The sequence below is a fragment of the Pseudomonas sp. Pseusp11 genome, assembly GCF_047304405.1.
GTDB lineage: Bacteria > Pseudomonadota > Gammaproteobacteria > Pseudomonadales > Pseudomonadaceae > Aquipseudomonas.
Window position 1 is genome coordinate 1 of sequence record NZ_JBGLZF010000053.1, and the last position, 16,760, is coordinate 16,760.

Genomic DNA, 16,760 nt, shown 5'->3' on the forward strand with positions numbered 1-16,760 from the left:
TCGGCAGCTCCTACGGGTGTACGCATTGCCCCTGTAGGAGCTGCCGAAGGCTGCGATCTTTTCGGCGCCCCCGACAAATCAGAGCTTGGCAGTCGAGCGCCCTGGCTTCTTGGTCTGCAACAGATGCGAGAACACCGCATGCAAATCATCCGATGCGCTTTCTTCGTCGAGGTTGAGTTTGCTGTCGATGTGGTCCATGTGATGCATCATCAGGTCCACCGCCAGCGTCGCGTCCCGCGCTTCGATGGCATCGATCAGCTGGGTGTGTTCATCGTAGGAACAGTGCGAACGGTTGCCGCTCTCGTACTGGGCGATGATCAACGACGTCTGGGACACCAGGCTGCGCTGGAAGCTGATCAGCGGCGCGTTCTTCGCCGCTTCGGCCAGTTTCAAGTGGAACTCGCCCGACAGACGAATACCGGCACCGCGATCGCCACGGGAGAAGCTGTCGCGCTCGTCGTTGACCATCTGCCGCAAGTCGGCAATCTGCTCGGCAGTGGCGTGCTGCACCGCCAACTCAGTGATCGCCCGCTCCACCAGACGCCGCGCCATAAACACCTGACGGGCCTCTTCGACACTCGGGCTGGCAACCACAGCGCCGCGATTCGGCCGCAGCAACACCACGCCTTCATGGGCCAGACGCGACAACGCGCGGCGAATGATAGTGCGACTGACCCCGAAAATTTCCCCCAGCGCTTCTTCGCTCAACTTGGTGCCGGGCGCCAGACGCTGTTCGAGGATGGCCTCGAAGATATGCGCGTAGACAATATCGTCCTGGGTACCGCTGCGGCCGGCTTTGCCTGCTCGCGGTTGTTTCTTGAGGGGTTGCAACTGTTCGTTCATGGGCACTCGAGTCGGGAGAACTGCGGCGAATTGACCGTGACTGTAATACGGCACAGTGGGTCGCTGGCAAGTATCGCGTAAAAAACACTGCAATTGTACACAATGGCGGGTGGCAACACGACTGTACGGCTGTTTGTCGCCTTTGCTGTATTGCAACGACCGGTTACGTTTCAGTTTAGGCTTGAACGCAGAATCCTGTAGGAGCTGTCGAGTGAAACGAGGCTGCGATCTTTGATGTTGATTTTCCAAGATCAAAAGATCGCAGCCTCGTTTCACTCGACAGCTCCTACACATCTTCACCCGTATAAGGAACACCGCTGTCATGACCGACGCCACGCACACGCAGCTTCGTCCCCTGACCGACACGTCGCCCTCGGCCATTGTCGCCGGGTTCATCGCTATGATGACCGGTTACACCAGCTCCCTGGTGCTGATGTTCCAGGCCGGGCAAGCGGCGGGCCTGAGCAGCGGGCAGATTTCGTCGTGGATCTGGGCAATCTCCATCGGCATGGCGGTGTGCTCGATCGGCCTGTCCTTGCGCTATCGCACCCCGATTACCATCGCCTGGTCGACCCCCGGCGCGGCATTGCTAATCACCAGCCTGGGCGGTGTTTCCTATGGCGAGGCCATCGGCGCCTACATTACTTGCGCAGTGTTGGTGACCGTGTGCGGCCTGACGGGCAGTTTCGAACGGCTGGTGAAAAAGATTCCGGCCTCATTGGCGGCAGCGTTGCTGGCGGGGATTCTGTTCAAGATCGGCAGCGAGATTTTCGTCGCCGCCCAGCACCGCACCGGGCTGGTCCTGGGGATGTTCTTCACGTATCTGCTGGTCAAGCGCCTGTCGCCACGCTACGCCGTGCTCGCGGCACTGTTGATCGGCACCGCGCTGGCCGGTTTCATGGGATTGCTGGATTTCAGTGGCTTTCACCTGGAAGTCGCGACGCCGGTCTGGACCACGCCGCATTTCTCCCTGGCCGCGACCATCAGCATCGGCATCCCGCTGTTCGTGGTGGCGATGACCTCGCAGAACATGCCGGGCATCGCCGTTTTGCGCGCCGACGGCTACAACGTGCCGGCCTCGCCGCTGATCACCACCACCGGGATTGCCTCGTTGCTGTTGGCGCCGTTCGGTTCCCACGGGATCAACCTGGCCGCCATCAGCGCAGCGATCTGCACCGGGCCGCACGCCCATGAGGATCGCAACAAGCGCTACACGGCAGCGGTCTGGTGCGGGATTTTCTACGGGATTGCCGGGGTATTCGGTGCAACTCTGGCGGCGTTGTTTGCCGCGTTGCCTAAAGAACTGGTGCTGTCGATTGCCGCGCTGGCGCTGTTCGGCTCGATCATCAACGGTCTGAGCATTGCCATGGCGCAAGTGCAGGAACGCGAAGCGGCGCTGATTACCTTTATGGTGACAGCATCGGGGCTGACGCTGTTTTCCATCGGTTCGGCGTTCTGGGGGATTGTTGCGGGGGTGCTGACGTTGCTGATTTTGAACTGGCGTAAAAGCTAAAAAGATCGCAGCCTTGTTTCACTCGACAGCTCCTACAGGGCAACGCATCCGATGGTAGGTGCTGCGTAGGAGCTGTCGAGTGAAACGAGGCTGCGATCCTTTGATTTTCACAAAAAAAAACGGCGACCCTCTTGGGTCGCCGTTTTTTAGAACATCAGGCTACCGGATTGATCGGCTTTTCCGGGTACCAGACGTCGATCAGCGGGCTGACAGTAGCTTCTGTCAGTTCGCTGCGGCCCTTGAGCCAGGCTTCAACAGCGGCACGCTGTGCTTCGGTCACAGAGCCACGCTTCTGCAGGCAAACCAGACCGAAGTCATCGCCGCCAACATAGCCCAGACCGTTGGCTTCCATGGCTTCTTTCAGGAACGCGTCGAGGAAAGCATCAATGGCTTCATCAGCCAAATCTTCTTTGAAATCCAGGTTCAGTTCGAAACCCAGCTCTTGAAATTCATCGACGCACAGTTTTTTGCGCAGACGCTGGGAACGGTTAGTCGCCATTGGAACAATCCTCATAAGTAATAACGGGCGGCACTTTAGCAGTTTAAGGCGCCGATTACCCGCCTCAGAACGGCGCGACGTCTACCGTCGGTAAAAAAATAGCCGATTAGACGACCAAGGTGCGGCACAAGCCCTCACACCTTGGGGCATAATGCCGACACTTTCATGACCGCTGAGGGAATTTATCACCATGCCCTCGTCTTTTTCCCCCTCGGCTGTAGGGTTTTATTTCAGATGATCAAATCTTTGCGTCCATTGCTGCTGGCCAGCCTTCTTCTGCCCCTGGCCCTCCCCGTTTCCGCCGCGCCGATCAACACCGCCCTGTCGCCCAACGTTGAAAAGGCCCTCAAGGCCAGCAAATTGCCGGACAGCGCCTTGTCGCTGGTGATGATCCCGCTTAACGGCCCGGGCACCCCAACCGTTTACAACGCTGACGTTTCGGTCAACCCGGCCTCGACCATGAAACTGGTCACCACCTATGCGGCGCTGGAAATGCTTGGCCCGAACCACCAGTGGAAAACCGAGTTCTACACCGATGGCACCCTCAGCGGTGGCATCCTCAACGGTAACCTCTACCTCAAGGGTGGCGGCGATCCGAAGTTGAACATGGAAAAACTCTGGCTGCTGATGCGCGACTTGCGCGCCAATGGCGTGACCCAGGTCACCGGCGACCTGGTGCTGGACCGCGGCTTCTTCGTGCAGCCGCAACTGCCCGAATTCAACGACGACGGCAATGACGAGAACAAACCGTTCCTGGTCAAGCCCGACGCGCTGCTGGTCAACCTCAAGGCCCTGCGCTTCGTGGCTCGCAACGACTCGGGCAAGGTTCTGGTGTCCGTCGAGCCGCCGATTGCCAGCATCCGCATCGACAATCAGGTCAAGGCACTCAACTCCAAGCAATGCACCGGTGGCGTACGCTACAACCCGGTGACCCAGGCCGATGGCAGCGTCACTGTGACCGTTGGCGGCCAATTGGGCGAAGGTTGCAGCTCCCAGACCTACCTGTCGCTGCTCGACCACGCGACCTACACCGCCGGCGCCGTGCGCGCGATCTGGAAGGAATTGGGCGGCAGCATCCAGGGCCAGGATCGTCTGGCACCGACGCCGAGCAGCGCCAAGGTGCTGGCCCGGGCCTACTCGCCAGACTTGGCGGAAATCATTCGCGACATCAACAAATACAGTAACAACACAATGGCTCAGCAGTTGTTCCTGAGCCTGGGCCAGAAATTCCGCACCGACGCCGACAGTGATGACGCGAAAGCGGCCCAGCGTGTGGTGCGTCAGTGGCTGGCGCAGAAAGGCATCACATCACCGCACCTGGTGATGGAGAACGGTTCCGGCCTGTCCCGCGCCGAACGGGTAAGCGCACGTGAAATGGCCGCAATGCTGCAAGCCGCCTGGCGCAGCCCGTACGCCGCCGAGTTCATCAGCTCGATGCCGATTGCCGGCACCGACGGCACCATGCGCAAACGCCTGAAACACACGGCCATGACCGGTGAAGCCCACGTCAAGACTGGCACCCTGAACACCGTGCGTGCCATCTCCGGCTTCAGCCGCGATGTCAATGGCAATACCTGGGCGGTGGTGGCGATTCTTAACGACAAGGCTCCGTTTGGCGCGTCTTCGGTGCTGGATCAGGTGCTGCTGGACCTGTATCGCCAGCCGAAACTGCCGACCACGGCATCGGTGTTGTAAGCCTTTAGAGTCAAAAGATCGCAGCCTTCGGCAGCTCCTACAGGGTGTACACATTCCCATGTAGGAGCTGCCGAAGGCTGCGATCTTTTTCTGTCCACACAAACATCCCGCCTGACCTAGCTCATCTGCCCTTCAACCCGATCCCTTCCCGCCTGCTTCGCCGCGTAAACCCCCGAATCCGCCCGCAACAGCAACGCATCCGCGCCTTCCCCGGCCCGCCAGCTGGCAATCCCGAAACTCGCGGTAACGATCCCCACCTCGTCGATCGGCGAACTGCGCAACCCTTGCCACAGTTCCACGGCCAACACATGCGCCTGTTCGCCGTCGATGTCCGGGCAGAGCACCATGAACTCTTCGCCCCCCAGGCGACAGAACACATCGGTGCGCCGCAGGCGACGGCCAATGCGTTCACACACCGCCTGCAATACCCGATCGCCCACGGCATGGCCGTGCTGGTCATTGATGCGTTTGAAGTGGTCGATGTCGAGCATGATCACCGACAACTCGCCACCGCCGCGCTCGACCCGGGCCATTTCGGTGGTCAGGCGCTCCTGGAAATAGCGGCGGTTATGGATTCCGGTCAATGAGTCGGTCACCGACAGCGCGCGCAATTCCTCTTCAACACGCTTGAGGTCGGAAATGTCCGAAATGTAGCCATGCCACAGCACGCCGCCACCGGGCAGCTCCTCCGGCGTCGCTTCGCCGCGAACCCAGCGCAGGCCACGCTCGGGCAATTGCACGCGATACTCTTCGCGCCATGGGCTGAGGTTGTCCGCCGACGCCAGGATCGAAGCGCGGACCCGGCGCGAGTCCTGAGGATGAATCCGCGAGAACACCGCTTCGGCATTGCTCAGCAGTACCTCCAATTCGAGTTCGTAGATCTCGCGCATCCCGTCGCTGGCGTAGATCACGCTGAAGCGCCCATCGAATTCCATTTTGAACTGATAAATCCCGCCGGGTACATGGGCGCTGAGTTTCTTCAACAACAAGTCCCGCGCCGCCAGGGCCTCGTGAACGCGCTTGCGCTCGGTGATGTCGATACAGATCGCCAAGTGCCCGACCCACAAACCCTGCTCGTCGAGAACCGGGGTCGCCAGCATGTTCACCGTCAAATGGCTACCGTCGCGGCGCACCAGCGTCCACTCCCGGGCTTCGTGACCGCCCTCTTCCCCGCCTTCGACCAACATGGCCTGACAGGTCGGAATCGGCTTGCCATAGCGCGCGCTCAACTCCGCCGACCGCGCCTCGAGCTCCCGGGGCAGGTGCAGGTTTTCCAGGGTCATGTGGCCCACGGCCTGCGCACTGGAGTAACCGAGCATGTGCTCGGCACCGGCGTTGAAAGTGCTGACGATCCCGCGCAGGTCGGTGGCGATAATCGCCACCTGAGTCGCAGCATCCAGCACGCCGCGCAATTGGCCATGCGTGCCGCGCAGCTCTTGCTCACGGGCGTGCAGTTCCTCAGTCCGTTGCTCGACCATTTTCAGCGCCCGTTGCCGCTGGCTGACCAACACGTAGAGAAACACACTGAGCAGCAAGCTGAGTAAACCGCCAAGCACCACCTGGCTGGTCACCGAGGAATGGTTGGCTTGCAGGAACGCCGCACTGGGGCGCATATCCACTTGATAATCGTGGTCGGCCAGGCGCAGCAAGCGCGTGGAGGATAAGTCACTGGCCCCCGCCGGGTTGGTCGACTCGTACAGCACTTCGTGTTGCTCATCGGTGGACAAGTCGAGGATGCGCACCGAGAGAGAATCATGATTCTCTTCCGGCAACCCGTCCGCCAGCAGCTGGCGCATGCTGATCACCGCCATCACATACCCGACGGGCATGGAGCCCGGCAGATGCTGACGGCTGACGGGGGCCACCAGCAACACACCCCGTGAATAGGCGGGCTCAATGCCTACCAGATGCAATGGTTGCGAGACGGCCATGTTGCCAGTTTGATCGGCGCGCTCCAGGGTCGAACGGCGCAGGGGCTGGGCCAGCAGATCGTAACCCAGCGGCGTGGGTAGTCGGCTTTGGGTTTGGGTATAGAGCACCGGCACGTACTCGTCCCGCTCCGCGGCCGGTTGCAACTGGCCGTCGGCGGTGAGTTCGCGAAAGGTGAAATTGTTCAAGCCTTCGTCATGCACGAGGCGTTCAAGCAAGGGGCGTTCGGCGCGGGAAACCCGTGGAGCCCAGGAATAGGCTTGGGTGCGCCGCAAAAGAGGTTTGGCGTAACCGTCGAATTCGTCGCGCGATACCGAATCGGAATTGGCGAAGAACCGGCGCAGGCCATCGAGGCGCTGCTCCTGATCTTCGAAACGTTCTTCGATACGGCTGTAGCGTTCACTGGCGAGCAGTTGGAAACGTTGCCGCACTTGCTGATGAAACTGATTGAGCGTTGCCCAGGCCAGCAATCCTGTAAGAATCCCGCCGATGAGCAATACCAGCAGCGCGACCAGCCAGGCCGAGACATCTTCGCGGATAAAACCCAGGATCTTGGGGCGCACGGCGTGTAACGACATAAACGCAACTCATAACGCCAGGTGCCGGAAAGCCCATTGGCCATGAGTTGAGTTATAGCTATTAGCCACTAATTTGACCAGCACTGAAAGAACCAAAGAGCCTTTAAAAATCAAGGCTCTGTGGATCCAATCAGCTCAAGTGTCAGCGAGCAGTGATCTTCCAGGCACGGTGGATTTTGCCATTACGGGCGAAATCCGGATCGATGGTCTGGGCCGTGATTTCTTCAACGGCATAACGCTCGGTAAGGTTTTCCTCGAGCTGGAACTTGCGGAAGTTGTTGGAGAAATACAACACCCCGCCCGGTGCCAGTCGCGCCATGGCCAGGTCAATCAATTGCACCTGGTCACGCTGCACGTCGAAGATCCCTTCCATGCGCTTGGAGTTGGAGAAAGTCGGCGGGTCAATGAAGATCAGGTCGTATTCGTCACGGCAAGCATCGAGCCAGGCCATCACATCGCCCTGTTCCAGACGGTTCTTGTCAGAGAAGCCGTTCAGCGACAGGTTGCGACGCGCCCAGTCCAGGTAGGTTTTCGACAGGTCGACGCTGGTGGTGCTGCGCGCGCCGCCCTTGGCCGCATGCACGCTGGCGGTCGCGGTGTAGCAATACAAATTGAGGAAGCGCTTGCCGGCCGCCTCTTTCTGAATCCGCATGCGCATCGGCCGGTGGTCGAGGAACAACCCGGTGTCGAGGTAGTCGGTGAGGTTCACCAGCAGCTTCACGCCGCCTTCGTTGACCTCGTTGAACTTGCCCTGGGCGCTCTGGCGTTCGTACTGCTTGGTGCCGCTCTGACGTTCGCGACGCTTGACCACCACGCGGCTCTTGTCGATGTTCAACGCCTGCGGGATTGCCGCCAGGGCATCGAACATCCGCGCCGAGGCTTTTTCCGGATCGATGGATTTCGGCGCGGCGTATTCCTGAACGTGGACCCAATCGTGATACAGGTCGATGGCCATGGAATATTCCGGCATGTCGGCATCGTAGACGCGGTAGCAGTCGATGCCTTCACGCTTGACCCACTTGCCCAGCGCCTTGACGTTCTTTTGCAGACGGTTGGCAAACATCTGCCCGCCCTCGCTCAGGCGCGGCTGCTCGATCACCGGGGCGGGTGCCGGAGCCGGTTTGATCGGATTGCCGTTTTTGTTGTACTTGCGTTCTAGCGGCTCGCTCGGTGCTTCATCGTAGGCCGCCTGTTCACGCTCGGCCTGACGCTGTTCCGGGGTGCGACGCTCGCCGGTGACGAACTGGTCTGGCGTGACCTTGATCAGCAGCAATTTGCACGGCAACGCGCCGTTCCAGAACGAATACTGTTTGTGGCTGCGGATGCCCATGCGCTTGCCCAAGTCCGGAGCGCCGGTGAACACCGCCGCCTCCCAGTTCAAGCACGCCTGGCGCAGACGCTCGCCGAGGTTCTGGTAGAGGTAGAGCAGGCTCGCCTCATCGCCCAGACGCTCGCCGTACGGAGGGTTGCAGATCACCAGGCCTTTCTGGTTCTGGTCCGGGCGCGGCTCGAACGTTGCCACTTCGCCCTGGTAAATCTTGATCCACTCGCTCAGGCCGGCACGTTCGACGTTGTTGCGGCCCGGTTGAATCAGGCGTGGGTCGGCTTCGTAACCGCGAATCCACAGCGGTGGCTTGGCCAGGCCGGCCGCAGCGCGTTCAGTGGCTTCTTCGTGGAGTTTTTTCCACAGCGCCGGCACGTGACCGAGCCAGGCGGTGAAGCCCCACTGCTCGCGACGCAGGTTCGGTGCCATGTCGGCGGCGATCATGGCGGCTTCCACCAGGAACGTGCCGACACCGCACATCGGGTCAGCCAGCGCGCCACCATCGGCGGCAATGCGTGGCCAGCCGGAACGGATCAGAATCGCTGCCGCGAGGTTTTCCTTCAGCGGCGCAGCACCTTGCTGCAAGCGATAACCGCGCTGGTGCAGGCTGTGCCCGGACAGGTCGAGGGACAGGATGGCTTCGCCACGGTCCAGACGCAGGTGAATGCGCAGGTCCGGGTTGAGCTTGTCGATGGACGGGCGATCGCCTTGCGGGGTGCGCAGTTTGTCGACGATGGCATCCTTGACCTTCAAGGCGCCAAAGTGCGTGTTATCGATGCCAGAGCCGTGACCGCTGAATTCGACGGCCAGGGTACCGTCGTTGAGCATGTGGTCTTGCCAATCGATATCCAGCACACCGTGGTAGAGGTCTTCGGCGTCCTTCATCGGGAAGCGCTTGAGCACCAACAGCACCCGGTTCGCCAGACGCGACCACAGGCACAGGCGATAAGCGGTTTCCATGGTGGCCATGCCGCGCACAGCCGAGGTGTGCTCGCGTGCTTCCTCAAGGCCAAGCCCGACGGCTTCCTCGATGAGCAGACCTTCAAGGCCTTTGGGGCAAGTGAGGAAGAGTTCGAAACGATCGGACATGGTAATTCCAGAGCCTTTAGCTAAGTGAACCGGCAACGCGTTGCCGACCCGGTTTTCAATCAGGCGTTTTTCTAACAGAACGCCCGCGTGGCACGAAGGTGTGCCGTCCCACCCTGACTGCTCGGGTTAAAAGAGCTTAGATGCCAGGGCAGATAAAAAAGTTGATGAAACAAAATGTCATAAGTCGACCCTTCGTCGAATAATACCCAAGAGCAACGGGTGTCATTCTCGTTAAGGCGCAACCCCCAGCATCCAGCGGAGGGCCGATCATACCGGGCTTTGGTCAATCAACACGGCACAAATATCGTGTTACTTATGGCCATACCATCTTTATGGTTACGTTCTTATGACAAAACGGTCATTCCCTCGATGTGACGCATTGGTTAGAACTCAACTCAGGTTGACGTCGCAACGGCGTCAACACCTTGGCTCGCGACGCCGGCAGCGAGCCACCAACGGCAGAATTTTTCTGCCTGACCTCGATTGAGGTCGACGCGATACATACAGTCAACAAGTGAGGGAAACACCCTATGAGAAGACTTAAGCGTGATCCGTTGGAAAGAGCATTTTTGCGCGGATATCAATATGGCGTTGGTGGTAAATCCCGTGAGCTTTGCCCTTTTACTCTACCGTCGGTACGCCAAGCCTGGATCAATGGCTGGCGAGAAGGACGCGGCGACAATTGGGACGGTATGACCGGCACTGCGGGAATCCACAGACTCAACGAACTTCACGCCGTCGGCTAATACAGGGCACACACTCCGACACGACAATCTGATTACGCTACGACTTAACCACGCACGTCCTATCCGGACGGCGGGCTTCGGCCCAGGGGCTCCTTCGAGGAGCCCTTTTTTATACCTGTAAAAAATTACGGTGATGAAGTCGCTTCTGTGGCGAGGGAGCTTGCTCCCGCTGGGCTGCGAAGCGGCCCCAAAACCAATCAACCCAGTGTGTCAGGTAAAACGCGGTTGCAGGATTTACGACTGCTTCGCAGCCGAACGGGAGCAAGCTCCCTCGCCACAAAAGCCCCCACCATGAGGCCTAAATCAGGCTTCAGCGCAGCGCAGCGATGGCGTCTACCGACTCACGAATCAGCGCCGGCCCTTTGTAGATGAAGCCGGAGTAAATCTGCACCAGGCTCGCACCCGCGGCGATTTTCTCAGCCGCGTGCTTACCTTCGGTGATACCGCCCACGGCGATAATCGGCAAGCGACCGGCCAGTTCCGCCGCCAGCACCTTCACGGTGTGGGTGCTCTTGTCGCGAACCGGTGCGCCGGACAACCCGCCCGCCTCGTCACCATGCTCCAGACCTTCGACGCCGACGCGGCTCAAGGTGGTGTTGGTGGCGATCACCGCATCCATCCCGGTTTCGATCAACGCCTGGGCCACTTGAGCGGTTTCTTCATCGCTCATGTCCGGCGCGATCTTGATCGCCAGCGGTACATGTTTGCCGTGGCGCTGGGCCAATTCCGCCCGGCGAGTGGCCAGGTCGGCGAGCAATTGCTTGAGCGAGTCGCCGAATTGCAGGCTGCGCAGGCCCGGCGTGTTCGGCGAGCTGACGTTGACCGTCACGTAGCTGGCATGGGCGTAAACCTTGTCCAGGCAGATCAGGTAATCGTCGACCGCACGTTCAACCGGCGTATCGAAGTTCTTGCCGATGTTGATACCCAGCACGCCCTTGTACTTGGCCGCAGCCACGCGAGCGAGCAAGTGATCGACGCCAAGGTTGTTGAAACCCATGCGGTTGATGATCGCCTCGGCTTGCGGCAAGCGGAAAATCCGTGGTTTCGGATTACCCGGTTGCGGGCGCGGGGTGATGGTGCCGATTTCGACGAAACCGAAACCCAGTTGGGCAAATCCGTCGATCGCCGCGCCGTTCTTGTCCAGACCGGCCGCCAGACCCACCGGGTTCGGGAATTCCAGGCCCATGACCGTCACCGGCATTTTTGCCGGTGCCTTGCACAGCAAGCCGTTGAGGCCCAAACGCCCGCCCGCGCCGATCAGGTCCAGGGACAGATCGTGGGAGGTTTCCGGGGAAAGTTTGAACAGCAGCTGACGGGCCAGGGTGTACATGGGCAGGCTTGACTCGGTTGGCGATGAGAGGCGGCGATTATAGCCGTGCATCAGAGCTTCACGCGAGGCGCGCGACAAAATCAGCCGGCGATGGCATATGCCTTGCACCAACATGGTCATCAGCACTCATGCCAACGACGGGATGAGTGGCAGGACAATGGCGTCGTCACCGGCTCTGCTCGCGCAGAGGCCATGGGACGACGTTTTTTTTGGAAGGTGCAAATCGATGAATGAACCATCAGCCGGCCCACTGGCCTGGGTCAACGGCAGCGATGCCCCGGAAAAAACCGAAATAAACCTTGGCTTCATGGCCCTGAGCGACTGCGCCTCAGTGGTAGTCGCCGCCACCCAGGGCTTCGCCCAGCCTTACGGCCTGACCCTGAACCTCAAGCGCCAGTCGTCCTGGGCCAACCTGCGGGACAAACTGGTCAGCGGCGAACTGGACGCCGCCCACAGCCTGTACGGTCTGATTTACGCCGTGCACCTGGGCATCGGCGGCGTAGCGTCCACCGACATGGCCGTGCTCATGGGCCTGAACCAGAACGGCCAGAGCATCAACCTCTCCCACGGCTTGCAGGCCTTGGGTGTGACCAGTCCTGAAGCACTGGACCACCACGTGCACCAAAGTCGCCCAAAACTGACCTTCGCCCAGACATTTCCCACGGGCACCCACGCCATGTGGCTGTATTACTGGCTGGCTAGTCAGGGCATTCACCCATTGCAGGATGTCGACAGCGTGGTGGTGCCGCCGCCACAAATGGTCGCGCACCTGCAAGCCGGGCGCATCGACGGGTTCTGCGTCGGCGAACCGTGGGCTGCCAGTGCGGTGCAACAGAATCTCGGGTTCACCATGGCCACCACTCAGACCATCTGGCCCGATCACCCGGAAAAAGTCCTCGGCTGCACCCGCGCCTTCGTCGAGCAATACCCCAACACCGCCCGGGCCTTGGTGATGGCGATCCTCGAGGCCAGCCGCTTCATCGAAGCCAGCCGCGAAAATCGCCGCAGCGCCGCACAGCTGTTAAGCGCCCCCGAATACCTTGATGCCCCGCTCGATTGCATCGAACCGCGCTTGCTCGGTGACTATACCGACGGCCTGGGCAATCACTGGCAAGACCCGCATGCGATGCGTTTCCACAGTGGCGGTGAGGTCAATCTGCCGTATTTGTCCGACGGCATGTGGTTCATGACCCAGTTCCGTCGCTGGGGCTTATTGCGCGACGACCCGGATTACCTCGGCGTGGCCCGTCAGGTCCAGCAACTAGACTTATACCGTGAGGCCGCCACCACTGTCGGTGTGCCCGCCCAGGCTCAGGAAATGCGCAGCAGTCAACTGATCGACGGCAAAGTCTGGGACGGCTCGGACCCGGCCGGCTATGCCCGCAGCTTCACGCTGCACGCCATGAGCGACAGCGCTCCCCTTCTCGCCAGCCGCTGACAGGAGCCTGCGAATATGTTGCGTATCCTGCTGATCAATGACACCGCGAAAAAAGTCGGGCGTCTGAAAGCGGCCCTGATCGAAGCCGGGTTCGAAGTCATCGACGAGTCCGGCCTGACCATTGACCTGCCCGCGCGCGTCGAAACGGTGCGTCCGGACGTGATCCTGATCGATACCGAGTCACCGAGCCGCGATGTGATGGAGCAAGTGGTGCTGGTGACTCGTGATCAACCTCGGCCAATCGTAATGTTCACCGACGAGCACGATCCCGGCGTGATGCGCCAGGCGATCAAGTCCGGCGTCAGTGCCTACATCGTCGAAGGCATTCACGCACAACGCTTGCAGCCGATTCTCGACGTGGCCATGGCGCGCTTTGAAAGCGACCAGGCCCTGCGCGCGCAACTGCACGCCCGCGACCAGCAACTGGCCGAGCGCAAGCGCATCGAGCTGGCCAAGGGGCTGCTGATGAAGATGAAGGACTGCAACGAAGAAGAGGCCTACACCCTGATGCGCCGCCAGGCCATGAGCCGCCAGCAGAAGCTGATACAGGTGGCGGAGCAGATCATTGCCATGAGTGAGTTGCTTGGCTGAAGGCCTCGACTCGGTTTCCCTTGTTGGCACAGATCTCGCTAAGTAATCCCTGCAAGGTAACCAACGGCGGTTGCCCCACCTACGACAAAGACGTCGCTCACCTCATTCGCCCCCTTTTGCGAATCAGGTAGCGGCGTTTTTCCGTTTTGGCCCCAGAGACCGGGGCTGGTGGTGCGGCCGTTGCGGCGCCCCACCTGCAAGCTCATGACTCCTTCTTGATACGCCTGACAGCTGAGGTGCGCGATGAATTCAAGCTTCTGGAAATCCGGCCATACCCCGACACTGTTCGCAGCCTTCCTCTATTTCGATCTGAGCTTCATGGTCTGGTACCTGCTCGGCCCCCTGGCGGTGCAGATCGCCGCTGACCTGCACCTGACCACCCAACAGCGCGGGCTGGTGGTGGCCACGCCGATTCTGGCCGGCGCCGTATTGCGCTTTGCGATGGGCCTGCTGGCTGATCGTCTGTCGCCAAAAACCGCCGGGATCATCGGCCAGATAATCGTCATCAGCGCCCTGCTCGTTGCCTGGAAAGTCGGCATCCACAGTTACGAGCAAGCGCTGTTGCTGGGCCTGTTCCTCGGCATGGCCGGTGCGTCCTTCGCCGTCGCCCTGCCGCTGGCCTCGCAATGGTATCCGCCGCAGCACCAAGGCAAAGCCATGGGCATCGCCGGTGCCGGTAACTCGGGCACCGTGCTCGCCGCCCTGATCGCCCCGGTGCTGGCCGCCGCGTATGGCTGGAGCAACGTGTTCGGCTTCGCCCTGATTCCGTTGATCCTGACCCTGATCGTCTTCGCCTGGCTGGCCAAGAATGCCCCTGAGCGGCCGAAAGCCAAGTCCATGGCCGACTACCTCAAGGCCCTGGGTGACCGCGACAGCTGGTGGTTCATGTTTTTCTACAGCGTGACCTTCGGCGGTTTCATCGGCCTGGCCAGCGCCCTGCCCGGCTACTTCAACGACCAGTACGGCCTGAGCCCGGTCACTGCCGGTTACTACACCGCGGCGTGTGTATTCGGTGGCAGCCTGATGCGCCCATTGGGCGGCGCGCTGGCGGATCGCTTCGGCGGGATTCGCACCCTGTTGGCGATGTACACCGTGGCAGCGATCTGCATTGCGACCGTGGGTTTCAATCTGCCGAGTTCCTACGCAGCGCTGGCGCTTTTCGTCTGCACTATGCTCGGTTTAGGTGCAGGTAACGGTGCCGTATTCCAGTTGGTCCCACAGCGTTTTCGTCGGGAGATCGGTGTGATGACCGGTTTGATCGGCATGGCCGGCGGCATCGGTGGCTTCGCACTGGCGGCCGGCATGGGCGCGATCAAGCAAAGTACCGGCAGCTATCAAATGGCCTTGTGGTTGTTCGCCAGCCTCGGCGTACTCGCCTGGTTCGGTCTGCACGGGGTGAAACGTCGCTGGAGAACCACTTGGGGTTCGGCAGCCGTCACCGCTGCTCGAGTGTGAGGGCTGAATGAGCCTGCAACTGAGTTTTGCCGAAGCCAGCGCCATCGGGCCTCGCGAAGAGAACCAGGACGCCCTGCGCCTGGTCACTCCGGCCCCGGCACTGGCGGCGAGCAAGGGTTACCTGTTCGCCATCGCCGACGGCGTCAGCCAATGCGCCGATGGCGGTCTCGCGGCCCGTTCGACCTTGCAGGCGCTGGCATTGGACTACTACGCCACCCCGGAAACCTGGGGTGTCGCCCAGGCACTCGATCGTCTGCTACTGGCGCAAAACCGCTGGTTGCAGGCCAACGGCGGCGGGCAGCCGCTGCTGACCACGGTCAGTGCCTTGGTGATGCGCGGCAGGCGTTTCACTTTGGCGCATGTCGGCGATTGCCGGGTTTACCGCTGGCACGCCGACACCTTGCAACGGGTGAGCGAGGATCACGTCTGGGACCAACCGGGCATGCAGCATGTGCTCAAACGGGCCCTGGGGCTGGATCAACATCTGGTGCTGGACTTTCTGGATGGCGAACTGCGCCTGAACGAGAGTTTCGTGCTGCTCAGCGACGGCATCTGGGCCGTGCTGGGCGACACTGCCATCGCGGCGATTCTGCGCGACCAACCGGACCTCAACAGTGCCGCCCAGACCTTGGTCAGCGCCGCGCACCTGGCCGGCAGTCAAGACAATGCCAGTGCTCTACTGGTACGAGTCGATGCCCTCGGCGAAACCAGCATTGGCGATGCGCTGATTCATTTGCAGCAATGGCCGCTCCCACCTGCACTGAAACCGGGCCAGACCTTCGAAGGCTGGCAGGTCGAAGGGGTCCTCGGCCAGAGCCAGCAATCGCTGCTCTACCGGGTGCGCGACGGACAACAACAGCCCTGGCTGCTGAAAACCTTGCCCGGCGCTCTGCGTGACGATCACCAGGCCGGACAGGCCTTGTTGTCGGAGGAATGGTTTCTCAAGCGCGTGGCCGGTCGGCATTTCCCTGAAGTCCATGCCGCCAGTCAGCGTCAGCATTTGTACTACGTGATGCGTGAATATTCCGGGTCGACCCTGGCCGAGTTGCATGAGCGCGTCACAACACTGCCACTGGCGCAATGGCAGGACCTGGCCGAACGCTTGCTGCGGGCTGTCGGCATCCTGCATCGACGGCAGATTCTGCATCGCGATATCAAACCGGAGAACCTGCTGCTGGGGGACGACGGCGAGTTGCGTCTGCTGGATTTCGGCCTCGCCTACTGTCCGGGGCTGTCCGAAGATCAAGCCTTCGCCCTGCCTGGAACGCCCAGCTATATCGCGCCGGAAGCGTTTCGCGGCGACCCGCCGACACCACAACAGGATCTGTATGCCGTCGGCGTGACCTTGTATTACCTGCTCACCGGGCATTATCCCTACGGCGAAATCGAAGCGTTCCAGCGCCCACGGTTTGGCGTGCCTGTCAGCGCCAGTCGCTACCGGCCCGACCTGCCGGAATGGATCGCGCAGAGTCTGGAGCGCGCGGTGGCGGTAACCCCGGATCAGCGCTTTGAAACGGCCGAAGAATGGTTGTTGCTGCTGGAACAGGGAGAACGACGCAGTTTGAGCGTGCGCCCCAGACCGTTGCTGGAGCGCGAACCGTTGAAGGTTTGGCGGACGTTGGCGCTGGTGTCGTTACTGGTGAATCTGGTGCTGCTGTTTTTGTTGTTTCACGGTTAAAAGATCAAAAGATCGTCCGAACGCGGCCCGAGCCTGCGGCAGCTCCTACGGG

General features: G+C 60.8%; 12 protein-coding genes. 7 read left to right on the forward strand and 5 right to left on the reverse strand.

The features are described 5' to 3' along the window. Positions 1–78: 78 nt before the first annotated feature. On the reverse strand, positions 79–843 hold the full coding sequence (locus ACCC96_RS27100; protein WP_007941070.1) for a GntR family transcriptional regulator: 765 nt from the start codon (positions 841–843) through the stop codon (positions 79–81). Positions 844–1,165: 322 nt separating this feature from the next. Between ACCC96_RS27100 and ACCC96_RS27105 the strand changes: the two genes are divergently transcribed. Beyond that, on the forward strand, positions 1,166–2,356 hold the full coding sequence (locus ACCC96_RS27105) for a benzoate/H(+) symporter BenE family transporter (RefSeq protein ID WP_413697419.1): 1,191 nt from the start codon (positions 1,166–1,168) through the stop codon (positions 2,354–2,356). A gap of 154 nt (positions 2,357–2,510) precedes the next feature. Here ACCC96_RS27105 and ACCC96_RS27110 read toward each other — a convergent pair whose 3' ends face one another. Then, positions 2,511–2,855, reverse strand: coding sequence for a YggL family protein (locus tag ACCC96_RS27110; protein WP_007941073.1), 345 nt, complete (start codon positions 2,853–2,855; stop codon positions 2,511–2,513). 234 nt (positions 2,856–3,089) lie between these two features. Here ACCC96_RS27110 and dacB point away from each other — a divergent pair, with 234 nt between their 5' ends. Further along, complete coding sequence (gene dacB / locus ACCC96_RS27115) at positions 3,090–4,550, forward strand: D-alanyl-D-alanine carboxypeptidase/D-alanyl-D-alanine-endopeptidase (RefSeq protein ID WP_019579764.1); 1,461 nt, start codon at positions 3,090–3,092, stop codon at positions 4,548–4,550. A gap of 116 nt (positions 4,551–4,666) precedes the next feature. Here dacB and ACCC96_RS27120 read toward each other — a convergent pair whose 3' ends face one another. Together ACCC96_RS27120 and rlmKL are read right to left on the reverse strand one after the other, a co-directional pair. Continuing rightward, the gene (locus ACCC96_RS27120) at positions 4,667–7,057 is read right to left on the reverse strand and encodes a diguanylate cyclase (protein ID WP_413697420.1); all 2,391 of its coding nucleotides are present in this window, start codon (positions 7,055–7,057) and stop codon (positions 4,667–4,669) included. A gap of 142 nt (positions 7,058–7,199) precedes the next feature. Further along, complete coding sequence (rlmKL, locus tag ACCC96_RS27125; protein ID WP_413697421.1) at positions 7,200–9,470, reverse strand: bifunctional 23S rRNA (guanine(2069)-N(7))-methyltransferase RlmK/23S rRNA (guanine(2445)-N(2))-methyltransferase RlmL; 2,271 nt, start codon at positions 9,468–9,470, stop codon at positions 7,200–7,202. 530 nt (positions 9,471–10,000) lie between these two features. Here rlmKL and rmf point away from each other — a divergent pair. Further along, positions 10,001–10,216 carry a ribosome modulation factor gene (gene rmf, locus ACCC96_RS27130; protein ID WP_003223300.1) on the forward strand — a complete coding sequence of 72 codons (216 nt, stop codon included), beginning with the start codon at positions 10,001–10,003 and terminating at the stop codon, positions 10,214–10,216. A 310-nt stretch (positions 10,217–10,526) separates the two neighbouring features. Here the strand turns inward: rmf and ACCC96_RS27135 are convergent, their stop codons facing one another. Then, on the reverse strand, positions 10,527–11,546 hold the full coding sequence (locus ACCC96_RS27135) for a quinone-dependent dihydroorotate dehydrogenase (RefSeq protein WP_033064172.1): 1,020 nt from the start codon (positions 11,544–11,546) through the stop codon (positions 10,527–10,529). Positions 11,547–11,772: 226 nt separating this feature from the next. Here ACCC96_RS27135 and ACCC96_RS27140 point away from each other — a divergent pair, with 226 nt between their 5' ends. The 4 genes from ACCC96_RS27140 (at position 11,773) to ACCC96_RS27155 (ending at position 16,708) form a co-directional block, all read left to right on the forward strand. Further along, a complete protein-coding gene (locus ACCC96_RS27140) occupies positions 11,773–12,984 on the forward strand; it encodes a CmpA/NrtA family ABC transporter substrate-binding protein (RefSeq protein WP_413697422.1) in 1,212 nt (403 codons plus the stop codon). A 15-nt stretch (positions 12,985–12,999) separates the two neighbouring features. Continuing rightward, positions 13,000–13,575: an ANTAR domain-containing response regulator gene (locus tag ACCC96_RS27145; protein ID WP_007940646.1), complete on the forward strand. Its 576-nt coding sequence runs from the start codon at positions 13,000–13,002 to the stop codon at positions 13,573–13,575. A 243-nt stretch (positions 13,576–13,818) separates the two neighbouring features. Then, positions 13,819–15,030: a nitrate/nitrite transporter gene (locus ACCC96_RS27150; RefSeq protein WP_018925267.1), complete on the forward strand. Its 1,212-nt coding sequence runs from the start codon at positions 13,819–13,821 to the stop codon at positions 15,028–15,030. Between the two features lie 7 nt (positions 15,031–15,037). Further along, complete coding sequence (locus ACCC96_RS27155) at positions 15,038–16,708, forward strand: bifunctional protein-serine/threonine kinase/phosphatase (protein ID WP_258670205.1); 1,671 nt, start codon at positions 15,038–15,040, stop codon at positions 16,706–16,708. Positions 16,709–16,760: the final 52 nt, after the last annotated feature.

What these genes read in the sequence shown, in the direction of transcription:
- ACCC96_RS27100 (WP_007941070.1), bottom strand. Translation starts at nt 843, where the DNA reads ATGAACGAACAGTTGCAACCCCTCAAGAAACAACCGCGAGCAGGCAAA.
- ACCC96_RS27105 (WP_413697419.1), top strand. Translation starts at nt 1,166, where the DNA reads ATGACCGACGCCACGCACACGCAGCTTCGTCCCCTGACCGACACGTCG.
- ACCC96_RS27110 (WP_007941073.1), bottom strand. Translation starts at nt 2,855, where the DNA reads ATGGCGACTAACCGTTCCCAGCGTCTGCGCAAAAAACTGTGCGTCGAT.
- dacB (WP_019579764.1), top strand. Translation starts at nt 3,090, where the DNA reads ATGATCAAATCTTTGCGTCCATTGCTGCTGGCCAGCCTTCTTCTGCCC.
- ACCC96_RS27120 (WP_413697420.1), bottom strand. Translation starts at nt 7,057, where the DNA reads ATGTCGTTACACGCCGTGCGCCCCAAGATCCTGGGTTTTATCCGCGAA.
- rlmKL (WP_413697421.1), bottom strand. Translation starts at nt 9,470, where the DNA reads ATGTCCGATCGTTTCGAACTCTTCCTCACTTGCCCCAAAGGCCTTGAA.
- rmf (WP_003223300.1), top strand. Translation starts at nt 10,001, where the DNA reads ATGAGAAGACTTAAGCGTGATCCGTTGGAAAGAGCATTTTTGCGCGGA.
- ACCC96_RS27135 (WP_033064172.1), bottom strand. Translation starts at nt 11,546, where the DNA reads ATGTACACCCTGGCCCGTCAGCTGCTGTTCAAACTTTCCCCGGAAACC.
- ACCC96_RS27140 (WP_413697422.1), top strand. Translation starts at nt 11,773, where the DNA reads ATGAATGAACCATCAGCCGGCCCACTGGCCTGGGTCAACGGCAGCGAT.
- ACCC96_RS27145 (WP_007940646.1), top strand. Translation starts at nt 13,000, where the DNA reads ATGTTGCGTATCCTGCTGATCAATGACACCGCGAAAAAAGTCGGGCGT.
- ACCC96_RS27150 (WP_018925267.1), top strand. Translation starts at nt 13,819, where the DNA reads ATGAATTCAAGCTTCTGGAAATCCGGCCATACCCCGACACTGTTCGCA.
- ACCC96_RS27155 (WP_258670205.1), top strand. Translation starts at nt 15,038, where the DNA reads ATGAGCCTGCAACTGAGTTTTGCCGAAGCCAGCGCCATCGGGCCTCGC.